This window comes from Candidatus Brevundimonas phytovorans (assembly GCA_029203145.1).
GTDB lineage: Bacteria > Pseudomonadota > Alphaproteobacteria > Caulobacterales > Caulobacteraceae > Brevundimonas > Brevundimonas phytovorans.
In genome coordinates this window covers 2,330,783-2,349,679 of sequence record CP119309.1, presented here as the reverse complement: position 1 = coordinate 2,349,679, position 18,897 = coordinate 2,330,783, and the positions used below count along the sequence as shown (strand labels likewise).

The 18,897-nt window shown below is 69.2% G+C and carries 15 protein-coding genes; 8 read left to right on the top strand and 7 right to left on the bottom strand.

The features are described 5' to 3' along the window. Positions 1-4 precede the first annotated feature (4 nt). On the top strand, positions 5-595 hold the full coding sequence (locus tag P0Y52_11570) for a response regulator (GenBank protein ID WEK57174.1): 591 nt from the start codon (positions 5-7) through the stop codon (positions 593-595). After that, the gene (locus tag P0Y52_11565; protein ID WEK57173.1) at positions 592-1,050 is read left to right on the top strand and encodes a chemotaxis protein CheE; all 459 of its coding nucleotides are present in this window, start codon (positions 592-594) and stop codon (positions 1,048-1,050) included. The genes P0Y52_11570 and P0Y52_11565 overlap by 4 nt, the downstream gene beginning before the upstream one ends. Before the next feature lie 153 nt (positions 1,051-1,203). Here the strand turns inward: P0Y52_11565 and P0Y52_11560 are convergent, their stop codons facing one another. Both P0Y52_11560 and P0Y52_11555 read right to left on the bottom strand, forming a co-directional pair. Beyond that, a complete protein-coding gene (locus P0Y52_11560; GenBank protein WEK57172.1) occupies positions 1,204-2,577 on the bottom strand; it encodes a D-amino acid dehydrogenase in 1,374 nt (457 codons plus the stop codon). 247 nt (positions 2,578-2,824) lie between these two features. Further along, the gene (locus P0Y52_11555) at positions 2,825-4,522 is read right to left on the bottom strand and encodes an alpha-amylase family glycosyl hydrolase (protein WEK59489.1); all 1,698 of its coding nucleotides are present in this window, start codon (positions 4,520-4,522) and stop codon (positions 2,825-2,827) included. Positions 4,523-4,698: 176 nt separating this feature from the next. On the opposite strand from P0Y52_11555, the gene P0Y52_11550 reads away from it, so the two are divergent. Then, on the top strand, positions 4,699-5,994 hold the full coding sequence (locus P0Y52_11550) for a sugar MFS transporter (GenBank protein WEK57171.1): 1,296 nt from the start codon (positions 4,699-4,701) through the stop codon (positions 5,992-5,994). A 67-nt stretch (positions 5,995-6,061) separates the two neighbouring features. Here the strand turns inward: P0Y52_11550 and P0Y52_11545 are convergent, their stop codons facing one another. The 3 genes from P0Y52_11545 to P0Y52_11535 all read right to left on the bottom strand — a co-directional run bounded on the left by P0Y52_11545 (position 6,062) and on the right by P0Y52_11535 (position 8,708). Next, positions 6,062-7,729 carry an MFS transporter gene (locus P0Y52_11545; GenBank protein WEK57170.1) on the bottom strand — a complete coding sequence of 556 codons (1,668 nt, stop codon included), beginning with the start codon at positions 7,727-7,729 and terminating at the stop codon, positions 6,062-6,064. A gap of 246 nt (positions 7,730-7,975) precedes the next feature. Continuing rightward, a complete protein-coding gene (locus tag P0Y52_11540) occupies positions 7,976-8,317 on the bottom strand; it encodes a hypothetical protein (GenBank protein ID WEK57169.1) in 342 nt (113 codons plus the stop codon). Positions 8,318-8,321: 4 nt separating this feature from the next. Further along, complete coding sequence (locus tag P0Y52_11535) at positions 8,322-8,708, bottom strand: response regulator (protein ID WEK57168.1); 387 nt, start codon at positions 8,706-8,708, stop codon at positions 8,322-8,324. A 170-nt stretch (positions 8,709-8,878) separates the two neighbouring features. On the opposite strand from P0Y52_11535, the gene P0Y52_11530 reads away from it, so the two are divergent. From P0Y52_11530 to P0Y52_11520, 3 genes are read left to right on the top strand one after another with little or no spacing between them, the layout of a single operon-like run. Continuing rightward, the gene (locus P0Y52_11530; protein ID WEK57167.1) at positions 8,879-11,704 is read left to right on the top strand and encodes a hybrid sensor histidine kinase/response regulator; all 2,826 of its coding nucleotides are present in this window, start codon (positions 8,879-8,881) and stop codon (positions 11,702-11,704) included. Beyond that, positions 11,701-12,165 (top strand): chemotaxis protein CheW, encoded by a 465-nt coding sequence (locus P0Y52_11525; protein WEK57166.1) that lies wholly within the window; start codon positions 11,701-11,703, stop codon positions 12,163-12,165. Before P0Y52_11530 ends, P0Y52_11525 begins: the two co-directional genes overlap by 4 nt. Positions 12,166-12,187: 22 nt before the next feature. Beyond that, the gene (locus P0Y52_11520; GenBank protein ID WEK57165.1) at positions 12,188-13,783 is read left to right on the top strand and encodes a PAS domain-containing methyl-accepting chemotaxis protein; all 1,596 of its coding nucleotides are present in this window, start codon (positions 12,188-12,190) and stop codon (positions 13,781-13,783) included. A gap of 251 nt (positions 13,784-14,034) precedes the next feature. On the opposite strand, the gene P0Y52_11515 is transcribed toward P0Y52_11520, so the two are convergent. Both P0Y52_11515 and P0Y52_11510 read right to left on the bottom strand, forming a co-directional pair. Continuing rightward, entirely contained in the window at positions 14,035-14,844 is an 810-nt protein-coding gene (locus P0Y52_11515) for a protein-glutamate O-methyltransferase CheR (GenBank protein ID WEK57164.1), read from the bottom strand. After that, a complete protein-coding gene (locus P0Y52_11510; protein WEK57163.1) occupies positions 14,841-15,908 on the bottom strand; it encodes a chemotaxis response regulator protein-glutamate methylesterase in 1,068 nt (355 codons plus the stop codon). The genes P0Y52_11515 and P0Y52_11510 overlap by 4 nt, the downstream gene beginning before the upstream one ends. A 129-nt stretch (positions 15,909-16,037) precedes the next feature. Here P0Y52_11510 and P0Y52_11505 point away from each other — a divergent pair, with 129 nt between their 5' ends. Together P0Y52_11505 and P0Y52_11500 are read left to right on the top strand one after the other, a co-directional pair. Further along, complete coding sequence (locus tag P0Y52_11505) at positions 16,038-16,991, top strand: rhodanese-related sulfurtransferase (GenBank protein WEK57162.1); 954 nt, start codon at positions 16,038-16,040, stop codon at positions 16,989-16,991. Between the two features lie 218 nt (positions 16,992-17,209). Further along, entirely contained in the window at positions 17,210-18,838 is a 1,629-nt protein-coding gene (locus tag P0Y52_11500) for an acyl-CoA dehydrogenase family protein (GenBank protein WEK57161.1), read from the top strand. Positions 18,839-18,897 lie beyond the last annotated feature (59 nt).

The window sequence follows — 18,897 nt, the reverse complement described above, 5'->3', positions numbered from 1 at the left end:
CGCCATGAGCGCGGCCGATCGGGTGAATCTGGAGCAGTCGACCGTCCTTCTGGTCGATGACAATGCTCAGGCGCTGGACATGCTCAGCTCCGTCTTTCAGGGCTTCGGCGTCAAGGAGCAGATCAAGTGCGCCTCGGCGGTCGAGGCCGTGCGCATCATCCAGAACCGAACCGTTGATCTGATCGTCATCGACTGCGCCGATCCGGCGATGGACAGCTACGCCTTCGCCCGCTGGCTGCGGCGTGAGACTCCGGCGCCCTTGCGCTTCATTCCCATCATGCTGCTGACCGGCCACGCCTCCCAGGCCAAGGTGCAGGAAGGCCGCGACTGCGGCGTCAGCTTCGTCGTCACCAAGCCCCTGACCCCCGCGGTGCTGCTGCGGCGCATCCTGTGGCTGGCGGGCGATGAGCGCGAGTTTGTCGAGAGCGAGAACTACGTCGGCCCTGACCGCCGCGTCCGCAACTTCGGCCCGCCGCTGGGCATTCCGGGGCGTCGCCAGGACGATCTGTCCGCCCACGTCGGCGCCGCGGTCGAGGCCAATATGGATCAGTCCGACATCGACATGTTGCTTAAACCCCAGAGGGTCGCGCTATGACCGAAGCTCGCACCCTGAAGATCAAGACCACCCTGGCGCGCCAGATGGCCCAACCGGGCGGCCGCACCGTCGCCGATATCGAACGCCGCGCCAACGAGCGGCTGGAGCGTCACCGCGACGATGTCATGATCACCGTCGCCGGAACCGTGACCGAGCTGGAGCTGGTCGTCGCCGCCGCCGCGCCGGGGTCGGAGCCCCAGGTTTACGCCCTGGCCTCGGCCCTGCTCGCCACAGCGGGTTTCTTCGACACCGGGCCGCTCTATGACGCCGGCTACAGCCTGTGCGACGTGGCCGACCGGATGCAGACCAACAAGGCCTGGAGCTGGCCTACGGTCGCCGTCCATGTCCAGGCCATGCGTCTGATCCTGACCGCCGGCTGCCAGGCGGACGCCACCAGCGAGGCCTTGCTGGCCGGGTTGCGGTCGGTGGCGGCCAAGACGCGGCAGGATACATAATTCCTTCTCCCCTTGAGGGAGAAGGTGGCCCGCAGGGCCGGATGAGGGGTGTCAGCGGGACGATCTGACATGAGGCTTGGTACGAATTTCTTTGCACCCCTCATCCGTCAGGCTTCGCCTGCCACCTTCTCCCTCAAGGGGAGAAGGAAGTCCTCACCCGTACCGCGCAATCCCCAGATCCGCCGTCTCGATGTCCGGGGTCTTGCCGCTGATGATATCGGCGATGACGCGGGCCGAGCCGCAGGCCATGGTCCAGCCGAGCGTCCCGTGGCCGGTGTTCAGGAACAGGTTGTCGAACCTGGTCCCGCCGATGACCGGCGTGCCGTCCGGCGTCATCGGGCGCAGGCCGGACCAGTAGCTGGCCGCCTTCAGATCGCCAGCGCCGGGGAACAATGACCCGACCGAATGCTCCAGCGTCTTGCGGCGCGGTTCCGGCAGGACGTTGTTGTAGCCCGAGATCTCGGCCATGCCGCCGACGCGGATGCGGTCGCCCAGACGGGTGATGGCCACCTTGTAGCTCTCGTCCATGATGGTCGAGACGGGGGCGGCGGGTTCATTGATGATGGGCGCGGTGATCGAATAGCCCTTCACCGGATAGACCGGCAGGGTCAGGCCCAGCGGCTTGACCATCTGCGGCGAATAGGACCCCAGGGCGAGCACATAGGCGTCGGCGGTGATCCGGCCCCGGCTGGTCTCGACGCCGCTGATCCGGCCCTTGTCGGTGATCAGGGCCTTGATGGCGGTGTCATAGAGGAAGGTCACGCCTTGCCCGGTCGCCACATCGCTCAGCGCATTGGTGAATTTGAAGCAGTCGCCGGTCTCGTCCTTCGGCAGGCGCAGGCCGCCGACGAACAGGTCGCGCGTGGCCGCCAAACCCGGCTCGGCGGCGACGCAGCCGTCCTGATCCAGCACCTCGAACGGCACGCCGCCCTGGCGCAGGACTTCGGTGTCCTTGTAGATGCCGTCCAGCTGCTTCTGGGTGCGGAACAGCTGAAGCGTGCCCTGCGTGCGGTGGTCGTATTGCAGGCCCAGCTCGCTGTTCAGGGCGGTCTGAACCTCCTGGCTATAGTCGGCCAGACGCACCATCCGCGCCTTGTTCAGCGCATAGCGGGCCGAGGTGCAGTTCCTCAGCAGGGCCAGCAGCCAGCGCACGGTGGCCACGTTCATGTGCGGCTGCAGGATCAGCGGGGCGTGGCGCATGAACAGCCACTTGACCGCCTTGGCCGGAATGCCGGGCGCGGCCCAGGGCGAGGAATAGCCGGGCGAAATCTCGCCCGCGTTGGCGAAGCTGGTCTCCAGCGCCGGGCCGCTCTGGCGGTCGATCACCGTGACCTCATGGCCGGCCTTGGCCAGATAGTGGGCCGTCGTCACCCCGATGACGCCGGCGCCCAGGACTGCGATCTTCATGGTCTTGACCCTACGCGAAGTTCCCCGCGCCGCTTCCCTAGAGCCTGGTCGGTTGAGGTGGAAGCGCTTCGCGTTTCCACCGACGCCGTGAATCAGGCTCCAGGATAGATGCTGGAGCAAATATCTGGGTTCAGATGCGAAGGCATCTGAACCGATTTCGCTCTAGACCAGTTTTTGCGTTTGTCGAGCGTTGGCGGAACGTGTGCGCTGCAACATGTCGCTGTGTTGAAACGGTTGGACGCAGACTCGATGCTACGTGAGCGGAAATTCTCTCATGGACGTGGCACGGCGACCATCCCTTATCCCGCTCATCCCGGCGGACGCCGGGATCCAGTGCTTTGGCTGCAAGCCCAGTGTTGGGAAGGCGCTATTTCGCCGTAGCGCCTGTGGTTCGTGCTGGATCCCGGCGTCCGCCGGGATGAGCGGTGGGGGGTGATCCGGGGCGAATTCGGCCTATCTGTTTGCGCAGCAGAACTCCGCCCAGCGGGGGCAGGGACCCAGCTTCACCGACATAGACGGCGTCGACAACGACATAGCCCTCGGGCGGCGTCCAGGCCTGCGGCTCATGACCCAGGTTGAACACGGCCAGCAGGGTTTCATCGCCGCCCTCGCGGCTGAAGCTCAGCAGGGGTTCGGTCGTCAGCACCCTCATCGTCCCGGTCCGTAGCGCCGGATGGGCGCGGCGCAGGGCCAGGATGCGGCGCGTGGCGTGCAGCATCGACGCCGGATCGGCCTCCTGCACGTCCGCCGCCAGCGCCGGATGGCGGGCGTCGATGGGCAGCCAGGGTTCGACGGTTGAAAACCCGGCATAGGGGGCGTCGGCCTTCCACGGCATCGGGGTGCGGGCGCCGTCGCGGCCCAGGGTCTGCGGCCAGTTGGCGACCGCCTCGGGATCGACCAGCCGCTCGAACGGCACCTCGCCCTGCGGCAGACCCAGTTCCTCGCCGTAGTAGACGAAGACGTTGCCGCGCAGACAGACCAGCAGCAGCATCAGCATCTCGGCCAGTCGGCGCTCGTCGCGGCCCTCGGCCCAGCGCGACACGGCGCGCGGCGCGTCGTGGTTGGAGAAGGCCCACGAGGGCCAGCCCTCATTCGGCTCGTCGGGCCACATGGCCGCGCCCGTCTTGACCAGGTCCGCCGTCAGCCGCTCGGCGTAGAGGTAGAGAAAGCCATAGGCGCTGTTCAGCCGCCGGTCGTCGGCGGTGTATTGCTTCATCTCGCGCGCGGCGTGGTCGCCGCCGACCTCGGCCACGGTGAAGCGGTCTTCGTAGCTGTCGGTCAGCGCCCGCACCCGCCCCAGAAACGGCAGGATGTCGGGGGACGACTGGTTGTGAATCTTGTCCTGAAAATCAAAGGGCCGGGTGCGCTTGCCGCCTGGCGGCAGGGGCGGATTATCCCGCAAGCCCGGATCGCCGATCATGAAGTTGACGGCGTCCAGTCGAAAGCCGTCCACGCCGCGGTCCAGCCAGAACCGGCCCACGGCCAGCAGGGCCTCCTGCACGGCCGGATGGCGCCCGTTCAACTGCGGCTGCTGGGGCAGGAAGTTGTGCTGATAATACTGGCCGCGCCGCGCGTCCCAGGTCCAGCCCGGCCCGCCGAAGACCGACTGCCAGTTGTTCGGCGGCGAACCGTCGGCCTTGGCGTCGGCCCAGACGTACCAGTCGGCGCAAGCATTGGTGCGGTCCTGTCGGCTGGCCTGAAACCACGGATGCTGATCCGAGGTGTGCGACCAGACCTGATCAAGGATGATCTTCAGCCCCAGAGCGTGGGCTTTCGCCAGCAGGGCGTCGAAATCGGCCAGGGTCCCGAAGACTGGATCGACGTCGCAATAGTCGGCCACGTCATAGCCGAAGTCCTTCATCGGCGAGGGATAGAAGGGCGAGATCCACACCGCGTCCACGCCCAGCGACGCAATATGATCCAGATGGGCCGTGATCCCCTTCAGATCGCCGACGCCGTCGCCTGTCGTGTCGGCGAAACTGCGCGGATAGACCTGATAGACGACGGCGCCGCGCCACCATTCCTGATGGGCGTCGGGGCCGGACGTGGCGGAGGCGATGATCATGAGGGTCGTGGCCACGGTGGTCGGGCGCATGAGAAAAGGCAATGCTTCACGTCGGGCAGGCGGCCCGCGCCGGATCAAGATTTCGGCACGGCGGGCGCCGCCTCTGGACGCCGCGTCGTCCTGCCTAGACAGTCGCTCCATCGCCGCGCCCAGACGCGGTTCTACGGGAAGCGGTCATGAGCCAATCTCAGTCCGGCACGACGGCGCGCGGCGCGGGCCTCGCCTTCGCCTATGTCACCAGCCTGTTTTTCGCCTGGGGCTTCGCCACCTCGCTGATCGACCCGCTGATCGCGGCGGTGCGGCGGGTGTTCGACCTCAGCTATACCGAGTCCTTTCTGACCACCTTTTCCTGGTTCATCGCCTATGGCGTGGCCTCGCTGCCGGCCGCGGCGGCGGTGTCGCGTCTGGGCTATAGCCGGGGCATCATCGCCGCCCTTCTGACCATGGTGCTGGGCTGTCTGATCGTGCCGGTCGCCACCTTCCTCGACTTCTACCCCGGCATCCTGCTGGCCCTGTTCGTCATCGCCTCGGGCGTCACCCTGTTGCAGGTCGCCGCCAATCCTCTGGTGGCCGAACTGGGGACCAAGAAGAGTTCGCACTTCCGCCTGGTCTTCTCTCAGGCCTTCAACTCCCTCGGGGCCACGGTCGGGCCGTGGCTGGGGGCGCACGTCCTGCTGACCGGCGGGGTCTTTGCGGCGGGCGCGGTCGTCACCGTGGCCACGCGCGGCGAGTCCCTGCGCAGCATCGACATCGCCTTCCTCGGCATGGGGGCCTTCTTCGCCCTGATCGCCGCCTTCATCTTTTCCGCCCGCAAGCAGATCAACGCCGCCGCGCCCGCCCACGACGCCGCCGAGCCGGTCGGCGCCGCCGCTATCTTTTCGGCGCTGAAGTCGCGCTGGGCCCTGTTCGGCGGCCTGGCCATCTTCATCTACGTCGGCTCGGAAGTGGCCATCGGCAATATGCTGACCAACTTCCTGTCCGGCCCGGCTGTGCTGAACATTCCCGTGGAGGCGGCGGGCAAGATGGTCGCCCTCTACTGGGGCGGCGCCATGGTCGGTCGCTTCGTCGGTTCCTGGCTGCTGACCAAGGTGCGCGCCAGCCTGCTGCTGACGCTGTGCACCTTGGTCGCGGCCTTGCTGTGCCTGATCGTGACCCAGACGGGGGGCGTGACGGCGGCCTATGCGGCCCTGGCCGTGGGCTTCTTCAACTCCATCATGTTCCCCAGCATCTTCACCCTGACGCTGGAGCGGTCGACCGCCCCGGCGGCCTCGACCTCGGGCCTGCTGGTCTTCGGCATCATCGGCGGGGCCATCCTGCCGCTGCTGGCGGCGCAGGTGGTGGACCGCTCGGGCGACATCCACCTGGGCTTCTTCGTGCCGGTGGCGGGCTATCTGCTGCTGACCGTCTTCGCCGTCGCCTGCGTCCGTACCCGAGGCCGGGAGGCCGAAGAGCCGGTCGCTTCGCCGCACTAGGGGGGCGGTGCGCTTTTATCCGCTCATCCCCCGCTTCCGCGGGGATGAGCGGGCGTGGGGGATGATCCTACGACGCCCGCGTCGGGTCGGTCAGAGGCTCGCCGTAGTGGCGATCCTCGTGCAGGTTGGCGGCCAGGGGGGCGGTGGTGCGCTCGATCAGGCGGTGGACCACGGGTTTGTCCGGTCCCTGATGCAGGGCGTAGATGCGGCGCGAGATGTCGGCGTCGGCTTCGGTGATGCGCTGGTTGTGGCGCACATAGTCCAGCCAGGTCGCGGTCTGGTATTTCTCGACCCAGACATCCGGCTCGGCCAGGTCGCGCAGCAGGCGCCACTGGCGGGCGCCGTCGCGGCGGCGGACGCGGCGCCGTTCGTCCATGACGGCCAGGAAGTCGTCGATGTCCACGTCCCGGATGCGATAGGCGATGGAGACGACGATCGGCCCGCTGCGCGGCTCGATGGCCAACTGGGTCTCCGGCTCGGTCCAGCGCCGCAGCAGGTCCATGTTGAGGTTGGCGGTCGAGGGCAGGGGCACGCGCAGGCCGATCAGCACCGACAGCAGCAGCACCCCCGACGACAGGCCCAGCGCCGTGTCCAGACCCTGGCTCTGGGCCAGAGTCCCCCACAGCCAGCTGCCGCCCGCCATGCCGCCAAAGGCCGCCATCTGATAGAGGGCCAGGGCCCGCGCCACGACCCAGCGCGGCACCGACATCTGCACCGTGACGTTGAAGGTCGACAGCACCAGCACCCAGCCCGCGCCGGCGATCAGCAGGGCCGGCAGGGTCAGGGCCAGCCAGGGGCTGTAGCCGATGGTCGCCGCCGCCACGGCGAAGGTCAGGGCGGCGACGCGGACGATGGTCTCGGTCTCGAACCGGGCGCGCAGCCTGCCGATGAACAGGGCCCCGCCCACGGCGCCGACCCCGAAGGCCCCCAGCAGCAGGCCGAAGATCAGGGGGCCGCCGCCGCCTTCGCGCGCCACCAGAGGCATAAGGGCCTGAACCGCGCTGGCCCCGACCCCGAAGACCACGGCGCGCAGCAGCACCGCCGTCACGCGCGGCGACAGGAAGGCGTAGCGCACGCCCCCCGCCATGGCCGCCAGAAGACCCTCGCGCGGCAGGGTCGGCTTGGGTCGATCCGGCGTCCAGCGGAACAGGACGATCAGCAGGCCGATGTAGCTGACGGCGTTGACCGCAAAGGCCGCCGCCGCCCCTGCCGCCGCCACGATCAGGCCGCCGATGGCCGGGCCGACGCTGCGGGCCATGTTGAAGCCCATGGAGTTCAGGGTCACGGCCCCGGCCAGATCCTCACGCGGGACCATGTCGCCGACGGACGCCTGCCAGGCCGGGCCGTTGAAGGCCACGCCGCAGCCGATCAGGAAGGTGAAGCTGAGCAGCACCCAGGGCGTGACCAGACCCATCCAGGTCATGACCGACAACCCCGCCGAGACCAGCAGCATGAAGCTCTGGGCGGCCAGCATGATCTTGCGCCGGTCCACCGTGTCGGCCAGGGCCCCCGCCGCCAGCGACAGCAGCATGATGGGCAGGGTGACGGAGGCCTGAACCAGGGCCACCATCTGGGCCGAGGCGATCGAAGACATCATCCAGGCCGCGCCGACAGACTGGATCAGACCGCCGAAATTGGTCGCCAGACTGGTGATCCAGACGGCCCGGAAGACCGGATGGTTCAGCGGCGCCAGCGCCCCGGTGCGCGCAGGCGGCGCGGTCTGGGGGGCGGTCATGGCGCGGACCGGCTGTGGCGGAAGATCAGGATGGCGGCGCCCGAACGGTGACTGCGGAACGAAGCCCTACTGCACCCCTTTGGCGACGGCTTGGCAAGGCGCGTGGGGAATATTGGCGCCTTCTCTTGCTCCCGCTCACCCCGGCGGACGCCGGGGTCCAGTGAGAGCCCCAGACGCAACGACGGCCCTCGGGGCGGTTGCAGCCAAAGCCCTGGATCCCGGCGTCCGCCGGGATGAGCGGTGTGTCTAGGAACCCAGCAGGGCGTCCGCCGCCGACTGGTTCAGGCCCGTCTCGCCCGCCATGGCGGGTCCGTTCAGAAGGGCGGCGTCGGGACGCGGCGCCGCCTTGCGCCCGGTCAGGGCCGTCAGCAGCCGGGCGATCCTCTGATCCGCCAGGTCCTGAAAGCTGCACGCGGCGAGGATGCTGTGAAAGCTGGCCGTCACCGCCTCGGCGTCCATCGGGGCCGTCTGCGCCAGGGTCAGACCCTGTTCGGCGGCGGACAGCAGGTCGTCGGCGGCGGCGGCCAGTTCGCGCCTCAGATGATCGATCTCGGCCAGAATCTGTTGCGGCGTCATTTGGAGGGTCATGGGGTCAGATCTCGCCCACCACCGAGGACAGCTTCTGCTTCAGCACCGCCAGGGTGAAGGGCTTGATGACGTAGTTGTTCACCCCGGCCTGCCGCGCGGCGATGACGTTCTCGACCTTGGCTTCCGCCGTCACCATGACGAAGGGGGTCTTTCTGGTGCGTTCCTCGGCGCGGACCTGTTTCAGCAGTTCCAGCCCGGTGACCGGCTGCATGTTCCAGTCCGACAGCACCAGGCCGTAGGTCTTCTCTTTCAGCAGGGCCATGGCCGCCGCCCCGTCGGGCGCATCGTCGACGTTGACGAAGCCCAGCTGGTTCAGCATGCCCCGCACGATCCGCACCATCGACTTGTAGTCGTCCACCACCAGGACGTTCATGCTCTTGTCCGCGGCCATTCTATCCCTCGTTGCACTGTCGCGACCGAACCGGCCGCTGTGATTGGAGACGGCGCGACCCCTCAGGGGCAGCGATACACTTTTAAGCTGCATAAATTTAAGCTTGGCTTAACCGATGCGACTCATGGTTGTGTTCAGAAAGGGCGGCGGCAGTCGTCCTGAAGGGGGCGATGAGCGTGGACGACGTCATCATCGAGTTCGTGTCCGAGGCCCGCGAGGGCATAGAGGCCGTGGACGCCAAGCTGGTCCGCTTCGAGCAGACGCCGGACGACCCGGACCTGCTGGGCGACATCTTCCGCCTGATCCACAGCCTCAAGGGCGGCTCGGGCTTCCTCGGCCTGATGCGGCTGCAGACCGTGACCCACGCCGCCGAGAACGTGCTGGGCCTCTATCGCGACGGGACGCTGGCGGTGGACGCCGCGTCCGTCACCGTCATCCTCGATGCGGTGGACGTGGTCCGCAATATCATCGAGGGCCTGGCCGACACGGGCGCCGAGCCCGACGGCGACGACAGCGCCCTGATCGGGCGGCTGGACCGCATCTATGCGGGCGACAGCGCCCCGGCGTTGGTTGCGCCCGCCGCATCGCGCCCCCTGCTGGAACGGGTCGGCGGCGAGGCCACGCTGGACGCCGCCTGCGAGGGCGCGCTGGCCCTGCTGGTCACGGCCCCTGACACGGGCCCTCTGTTCGCCGGGATCGATCTGGACCGCGTGCAAGCCGAATGGCGCGAGGCCCTGTGCGGCGTGGCCCGCGCCACGGCGGCGCCCGGCGCCTTGCAGCGCGCCCTGGCCGAGACCTTCGGCGCGGCGCTGGCGTCCCATGAAGCCGCCTTCGTTCAGGCCGTGCGTCAAAACCTGATCGATCTGGAAGCCGAGGCCGAGGCGGTCGATATGCTGCTGGCCGCTCCGACCGACGAACGCGAGGTCGAACCCGCTCGCGCCGACCGCGCCGAACCGGCCAAGGGGCCGCAGACTATCCGCGTCGGCGTCGATGTGCTGGAAGGCCTGATGACCATGGTCAGCGAGCTGGTGCTGATCCGCAACCAGTTGATCCAGACCCTGCGCGACCAGCCCGAGACCCCCTTCGCCGGGCCGCTGCACCGGCTGAACCAGGTGACCAGCGAACTGCAGGAAGGGGTGATGACGACCCGGATGCAGCCGATCAGCGGCGCCTGGGCCAAGCTGCCGCGACTGGTGCGCGACCTGGCCTCGGACCTGGGCAAGCGCATCGACCTGATCATGACCGGCGAGGACACCGAGCTGGATCGCCAGGTCATGGAGCTGATCCGCGATCCCCTGACCCACATGATCCGCAACGCCGCCGACCACGGGCTGGAAACGCCGGAGCAGCGCCGCGCGGCGGGCAAGCCCGAGACGGGCCGCATCACCCTTCTGGCCCGGCACGAGGGCGGGGCCATCCTGATCGAGATGGCCGATGACGGGCGCGGCCTGCCCGCCGCCCGCATCCGCGACAAGGCGGTCGAGGCGGGCCTGATCTCCGCCGCTCAGGCGGCGGCGATGAGCGACGCCGAGGCGCGCCAGCTGATCTTCCTGCCCGGCTTCTCGACCGCCGCCTCGGTGACGGCGGTGTCGGGGCGCGGCGTCGGCATGGACGTGGTGCGCACCAATATCGAGGCCATCGGCGGGGCCATCGAACTGGCCTCGGTCGAGGGGCAGGGGACGCGCTTTTCCATCCGCATCCCCCTGACGCTCAGCATCATCGCCGGTCTGGTGGTCGAGTGCTGCGGCGAGCGTTTCGCCATGCCCCAGGCCAGCATCATCGAACTGGTCAGCGCCAATGGCGCGGCGGGCCGACGCATCGAACAGATCAATGGCGCCGAGGTGCTGCGGCTACGCGACCGCCTCTTGCCTCTGGTCTCGCTTCAGGCCCTGCTGGGGCTGGAGGCGCCGGACGGCCCGCGCGGCGAGGCCTGTATCGTCGTGGCCCGCGTCGGGGCCTTCGACTTCGGCGTCATCGTCGACCGAGTGTTCGACACCGAGGAGATCGTGGTCAAGCCGGTGGCGACCATCCTGCGTCACCTGAAGCTCTATTCCGGGGCCACCATCCTCGGCGACGGGGCGGTGATCATGATCCTCGACTTCAAGGGCATGGCGGTCGAGGCGGGCGCCGGCGCCCTGCTGAACGGCGGCGAGGACATGGCTGCCGAGGCCGCTGTTTCGGATGACCGCACAGAGTCTCTGCTGGTCTTCCGCGCCGCCGACGGCGGGCTGAAGGCCGCGCCTCTGGCCGGGGTGGCCCGCATCGAGGAACTGGAGCCCGCCGCACTGGAATGGGCCGACGGGCGCTCGCTGTTGCAGTATCGCGGCCAGTTGATGCCGGTGCTGAACCCGGACGGCGCGCCCCTGTCGTCGGCGCCGCCGACCAAGCGGCCCCTGCTGGTCTTCTCGCGCGGCGAGCGCAGCTTGGGCCTGATGGCCGAGGAGATCGTGGACATCGTCGAGGCGGCGGCGACCGCTGAACTGGCGGGCTCGTCCACCGGGGTCAGCGGCAGTGTCGTGGTCGCGGGCCGGGCCACGGAACTGATCGACGTTGACTTCTACTGGCGCCGTTGCGACGGCGAGGCGCGCCCCGAGGCGCAGCCGGTCGCGGCCCAGAACGTCGGCGCCTTCGTCCGCGCCTCCAAGCGTCTGCTGGTCGTGGACGAAAGCCCCTTCACCCGGATGCTGCTGGGGCCGCTGCTGGCGCAGGCCGGCTACGAGGTCGAGGTGGCGGGCGACGCCGAGGCGGCGCTGGCGATGCACGACGCCGGGCTCGCCTTCGACCTGATCCTGGCCGACACCAGCCATGCGGGACCGGCGGCGCGACGCATGGCCAGCGCCTTTGGCCGCGCCTCGGCCTGGCACGCCACGCCCTTGTTGGGGCTAGGGACGCGCCGGATGGCGGGCGGCGACCCGGCTGACGACGGCCTGCTGGCCGATGTCGCTGAGGCCCTGTCGGACACGCCCTCTTCTCATGACGATCAGGAGGCCGCATGACGTCCGCATCTTCCGACCCTTCGCTCGAAGGTCTGGTCGCCGTCCGCGTCGGCGATCAGATGATCGGCGTCCCCCTGCTGCGCGTTCAGGACGTGATCGCCCCAGTGCGCATCGACCGCGTGCCTCTGGCCCCGTTCGAGGTGGCCGGGTCGCTGAACCTGCGCGGCCGCATCATCACGGCGGTGGACATGCGTCGCCGCCTGGGCCTGCCGCCGCGCGAGGCCGGCCAGCCGCATATGAGCGTCATCGTCGAGCGGGGCGGCGAGCTCTACGCCCTTCAGGTCGAGGACGTCGGCGACGTCCTGTGGCTGGACCGCGCGGCCAAGGAGCCTCTGCCCGTCACCCTGGCCCCGGAATGGCGGGCGCTGTGCGACGGCCTCTACCGCCACGACGACGCCTCCCTGCTGATCCTCAACATCGAACAGACCTTCACCCTGTCCGCCCCGGCCGCTGCGGCCTGAGCGAACTATCAAGGAGCCTGCCATGTCGCGCACCGCCGCTGCCCACGCTGCTGAACGCCTGGACGACCTGATCGTGGCCGGGCCCGAGGACGATCCCGACGCCTTCGCCCGCGCGGTGGTGCGGTCCACCTCGGCCGCCCTGATGATGGTCGACCGCGACCTGACCATCATCGACCTGAACGACGCCACCCGCGCCCTGCTGAAGGCCAATGAGGCCGCCTTCGCCCGCGCCTTCCCCGGGGTGGCGCTGGACCGGATGGTCGGGACCTCCATCGACGTCTTCCACAAGGACCCCAGCCACCAGCGCGCCATGCTGGCCCACCCGCTGGCCCGACCGCACATCGCCGAGATCAGCGTCGGCGACCTGCGCTTCGCGCTTCGGGTCATGTCGGTGCTCGACGCCGGCGGCGACTACGTCGGCAATGTGCTGGAGTGGAACGACGTCACCGAGCTGCGCAAGCACGCCGGGATGCTGGAGGCGCTCAGCAAGGCCCAGGCGGTGATCGAGTTCAATCTGGACGGGACGATCCAGAGCGCCAACGGCAATTTCCTGAGCACCACCGGCTATCGGTTGGAGGAGATCGTCGGCCGCCACCACTCCATGTTCGTCGATCCGGCCGAGGTGCAATCGGGCGCCTATCGCGCCTTCTGGGAGAAGCTGGGGCGCGGCGAATACGACGCCGGTCAGTACCGCCGGGTCGGCAAGGACGGGCGCGAGGTCTGGCTGCAGGCCAGCTACAACCCCATCCTCGACGCGCGCGGGACGCCGCTCAAGGTGGTCAAGTTCGCCACGGACATCAGCGCCCAGAAACAGGTGGCGGCGCGGGTGACGGAAATCTCGGGCATCGTCGCCTCGGCGGCGTCGCAGATGCGAGCCACCGCCGAGAGCATGGCCGGCACCGCCGAGGAAACCACGCGCCAGGCCGGGGCGGTGACGGCGGCGGCGGAAGTCACCTCGGTCAACGTCCAGACCGTGTCGTCTGCGGGCGAGGAACTGACCGCCTCGATCAGCGAGATCGCGCGTCAGGTGGCGGAATCCAGCAGCATCTCCCAGCACGCCGTGACCGAGGCCGACCGCACCAGCGAGGCGATCCGCACCCTGGCGGACGCCGCCCAGAAGATCGGCAATGTCGTCACCCTGATCAACGACATCGCCGGCCAGACCAAGCTCTTGGCGCTGAACGCCACCATCGAGGCCGCGCGGGCGGGCGAGGCGGGCAAGGGCTTCGCCGTCGTGGCCTCCGAGGTGAAGAGCCTGTCGGACCAGACGGCGCGGGCCACCCACGAAATCTCGTCCCAGGTGGCGGCCATGCAGTCGGCGACCCAGACCTCGGTCGGGGCCATCGGCAGCATCACCGACACCATCCGCAAGGTGGCGGACATCGCCTCGGCCATCGCCGGCGCGGTCGAGGAACAGTCCGCCGCCACCCGCGAAATCGCCGCCAATGTGACCCAGGTGGCAGAGGGCACGCGTCAGGTCTCGACCAGTATCGCCGGGGTCAATGCGGCGGCGGTCCAGACCAGCGACGCCTCGTCGGAACTGCTCAACGCCTCAGGCGAACTGGCCCGACAGGCCGAAGCCCTGACCGCGGAAATGGATCGTCTCGCCGCCGCCTGAGCCCCCTGCGGGCCGCGACGCGACGGAGGGGGCGAAGGCGGCAGGCCCCGCCTTCGCCCCCTGAGTCATTGGCGGGGCGCTTTCTCTTGATCCTCCCTTGTCGCGCAGCGACGGGGGAGGGGGACCGCGAAGCGGTGGAGGGGGCGAGCGGCGAGTGCTGCGTTCTAATGGTCAGAACTTGAGCATGAGGCCGCCCCCTCCACCACGCTGACGCGTGGTCCCCCTCCCCCGCAGGCGGGGGAGGATTGATTTCAGCCGCCCGGCTTGAACACCCCGCGCAGCCCGACGACGGGCGCAAAGGCGCTGTCCAGCCCCACCACCGTCTCCGCACTGCCCAGCACCAGGGCCCCATGCGGTTCCAGCGCCTGACCGATCTGGGTCAGGGCGGTCTGCTTCCGCTCGCGGTCGAAGTAGATCAGCACGTTGCGGCAGAAGATCAGGTCGAACCGGCCCAGCCCCGCCGTCCCCGCCAGCAGGTTATGCGGCGCGAACCGGACCATCGACCGCACCTGCGGCGACAGCAGCCATTGATCGCCCGCCCGCGTGAACCAGCGCGCCAGCCGCGCCTCGCTGAGGCCGCGCCTGACCTCGAAGTCGCTGTAGAGGCCGGTGCGGGCGCGCTCCAGAATGGGCTGCGACATGTCGGTGGCCAGAATGTCGATGCGCCAGCCGGGCATTCTTGCCTGCTCCTCCATCAGCAGCATGGCCAGGGAATAGGGCTCCTGTCCGCTGGAACAGGCGGCGCTCCAGATACGCAGGGTTCGGCTCTGCGCCCGCGCCGCGATCAGGTCGGGCAGGATGACGTCGCGCAGCTGATCGAAGGGCGTCGTGTCGCGGAAAAAGAAGGATTCATGCGTCGCCATGGCATCGATGCAGCGCTGGGCCAGCGGCCCCATAGGCTCGGCGCCGACCTTGGCCAGCAACTGATCCAGCCCCAGGAAGCCGTCCTTGCGCGCCAGCGGCTCCAGCCGGCTTTTCAGCAGATAGTCCTTGTCCGCCGTCAGCACGAGGCCGGAGCGGTCCAGCACCAGCTTGCGAAACCCCTCACAGGCGACGGTCATGCGCAGGCCCTCCGAACCCAGGGCGCAATCTGATTGAGCGGCAGGACCGCCTCGGCCAGTCCGGTGCGCGCGGCGGCGCCGGGCATCCCCCAGACCACGCTGGTCGCCTCGTCCTGAACCACAAAGCGCCCGCCCGCCTCGGCCACGCTGCGGCAGCCTTCGGCCCCGTCCGCGCCCATGCCGGTCAGGATCACCGCCAGCAGACCGGGGCCATAGACCGCCGCCGCCGACCTCAGCATGGGATCGACCGAGGGCCGGCAGAAGTGCTCGGGCGGCTCCTGATTCAGGCGGATCACCGGGACCTGTCCGCTGCGGCCCACCGTCATGTGCCAGCCGCCCGGCGCGACATAGACGCGGCCCGGCAGGACGGGCTCGCCGTCGCGCGCCTCGGCGGCGGGGCGTCCGCCCGCCCGCTCCAGCTGTTCGGCCAGCATGGCGGTGAAGGTCGGGGGCATATGCTGGGTCAGCAGCACCGCCTGTTCCAGCTCGCCCTTCAGCGCCTGAAACAGGGTCATCAGGGCGGGCGGCGCGCCGGTCGAGCCGCCGATGGCCACGACCTGGGGCCGGACGGGGGGCGACAGAGAAGCGGTGCGGACGGGGGCTGCGACAGCGGTAATGGTTGGGGAGGGCACGGCGCCCCGCCCGCCAAGCGCCTTCACCTTGGCGATCAGTTCGCGGGCGAATTCGTCGGCCCCGACCAGTCCGCCGGTCTCGGGCTTGGGCACATAGTCGGCGGCCCCGGCCTGCAAGGCTTGCAGGCTGATGCGGGCGTTGCGCCGCGTCAGGGTCGAGGCCATGACCACCCGCGCCTCGGGCTGCAGCTTCAGGATCAGGGGCAGGGCGGTCAGCCCGTCCATCACCGGCATCTCGATATCCAGCACCACCACGTCGACCGGGGTGCGCGCCAGTTCGATCAGGGCCGCCTCGCCATTGGCGGCGCGCGCCACGACGCGCAGCGCCGGGTCGCGCTCCAGCGTCTGCACGATCAGGCCGCGCACGATGGCGCTGTCGTCCACGACCATGACGCGAACGCGGGGATCTCGAACGGGCGCGGCTTCCGGCAAGGCGAGCATCCTTCAGGTTGAATACGATGTGTAACTCATAGTTGTAAACAAGCTGTCGCCGTGACGCGCGGGGCTGCGGGGCCTATAGAGGCCGCTTCCTTTTCATCGCCGCCCGCCGGGACGCCTTTCGTGACGACTGAATCTGCAACGCCCGTCTGCGTCGCCGCCCTCTATCGCTTCGCGCCGATTGCGGATCGCGAAGCCGTGCAGGCGCATCTGCTGGACCTGTGCGGGACCGAGGTGCGGGGCACCCTTCTGGTGGCGCACGAAGGGCTGAACGGCACCATCGCCGGGCCCGAGGCCGCCGTCGCCCGCGTCGTGGACGGCGTGCGCGCCCTGCCCGGTTTCGACCGGCTGGAGCTGAAATACTCGACCGCCGAGGTCATGCCGTTTCACCGCATGAAGGTGCGGCTGAAGGCCGAGATCGTCACCATGGGCGTGACCGACATCGACCCGGTCGAAGGCGTCGGCGCCTATGTCTCGCCCCAGGACTGGAACGCCCTGATCGCCGATCCCGACACCATCCTCATCGACACCCGCAACGATTATGAGGTCGAGGTCGGCGTCTTCGAGGGCGCCATCCAGCCCAACACCCGCACCTTCCGTGAGTTTCCCGACTGGTTCAGGACCGAGGGCCGCGCCCTGCTGGACCGGCCCAATCCGCCCAAGGTCGCCATGTACTGCACCGGCGGCATCCGCTGCGAAAAGGCCACCGCCTTCCTCAAGGCTGAGGGCGTCGAGCAGGTCTTCCACCTGGAAGGCGGCATCCTGAAATACCTTGAGACCATCCCCGAGCCCGAGAGCCTGTGGCGCGGCCACTGCTTCGTCTTCGACGAGCGGGTGGCGGTCGGTCACGGCCTGAAGGAAGGCGACCACAGCCTGTGCCGCGGCTGCCGTATGCCGGTCAGCCCCGAGGCGCGCCTGTCGCCGCTTTATGTCGAGGGCGTCTGCTGCGACCGCTGCCATGCTGCGCGCACGGACGAGCAGCGCGAGGGTTACGCCGAGCGGCAGAAGCAGATGGAGATCGCGGCGCGGCTGGGGATCGAGCACGTCGGCGCAGGGCCAAAGCGGGCCGACCCCTAATCTCCGTCATCCTCCGGCGAGCGTAGCGAGACCGGGGGACCCAGCGGCGCCGAAGGCGATCTTCGTGCTGAGCGCGACGCGTGGGTCTTTCGCCCTACGGGCGCCGCTGGGTTCCCCGGTTCCGCGCAAGCGCGGCCCGGAGAATGACGGAAGAGGGGGCTGTTCTTCTCCTCGTCCGCCCGTGCCATGCTCGCTCCGAGCCTGAACGGAGCCCGCCCATGTCGTCCTTCCGTCCCGTCGCCGATCTGGACACCCACGAGGTGACGAACCAGCCGCCGCCGCTGGAGGACCTCAACCTGTTCACCGGCGACCGGGCGCTTTTCGACGCTGTGCGCCGAGCGGGCGGCCAGCAGCACGAGGCCCGGCTGACGAGCCTCGGCGTCCGCTGCGGTTCGGCCGAGGTCATCGACTGGGGCGTTCAGGCCAACCGCGTCCCCCCGGTGCTGGACACCCACGACCGCTATGGCCGTCGCATCGACGAGGTGACGTTTCACCCGGCCTATCATCAGCTGATGGCGCTGGGGCTGGAGGCGGGTCTGGCCTCCGCCGCCTGGGACGGGACGCCCAACGGTCATGTCCTGCACGCCGCCATCCTGTTCCTGACGGGGCAGGCGGACTCGGGGACCAGCTGTCCCATGACCATGACCTACGCCTCGGTTCCGGCCCTGGCGGTCGAGCCCGGCGTCGGCGCTTCTTGGGTCGAGAAGATCAAGGACGGGCGCTACGACCCCGCCGTCCGCCCCGCGCCCGACAAGACCGGCGTCACCCTCGGCATGGCCATGACCGAGAAGCAGGGCGGTTCCGACGTGCGCGCCAACGCCACCCGCGCCGAGCCGACGGCCGAGGACGGCTGGTATCGGCTGACGGGGCACAAGTGGTTCTGTTCGGCGCCCATGTCCGACGCCTTCCTGACCCTGGCCCAGGCGCCCGGCGGCCTGACCTGTTTCCTGCTGCCGCGCTGGCTGCCCGACGGGACGCGCAACGCGGGCTTCCGCGTCGTGCGGCTGAAGGACAAGATGGGCGACCGCTCCAACGCCTCGTCCGAGGTCGAATATCATGGCGCCCTGGCCCAGAGGATCGGCGAGGAGGGGCGGGGCGTCGCCGCCATCATCCGCATGGTCCAGCACACGCGGCTGGACTGCGTGATCGGCTCGGCCCAGCAGATGCGCGGCGCCTTGGCCCAGGCCGTCTGGCACGCCGCCCACCGCACCGCCTTCCAGAAGCGGCTGATCGACCAGCCGATGATGGCCGCCGTCCTGGCCGATCTGGCGCTGGAGAGCGAGGCGGCCACCGCCCTGTCGCTGCGGCTGGCGCAGACCTTTGATCAGGACGACGCCCTGGCCCGCCTGATGACGCCGATCGCCAAATACTGGGTCTGCAAGCGGGCGCCGGGCATGATCTATGAAGCGATGGAGTGTCTCGGCGGCGCCGGCTACGTCGAGACCGGCCCCATGCCGCGCCTGTTCCGCCAGTCGCCGCTGAACGCCATCTGGGAGGGCTCGGGCAACGTCATCGCGCTTGACGTGCTGCGAGCCTTGGGGCGCGAGCCGGACGCGGTTGAGGCTCTGCGCGACTTCCTGACGGCGCGGGGCGGCGTCGACCCCGCCTATGACGCCTGGCTCGCCGGTCTCGACCTTGCCGGAGCCGAGCAGGCGGACGCGCGCTTCACCGTCGAACGCCTGGCCCTGGCGCTTCAGGCCGCGGTGCTGCTGGAGGCCGAAAGTCCGGTCGCCGAGGCCTTTTGCCGACTGCGGCTGCAAGCCCGCGGCGGCCTCTATGGGGCCTTCGAGGCGGGCCTCGACCTGCGCGCCCTGCTGGATCGGGCCATGCCCGGCGGCGCGGGGTGACGTCTAATAACCACGGCGTCAATAAAACGTCAGGTTGCGCTCAATTCATCACTAGACGA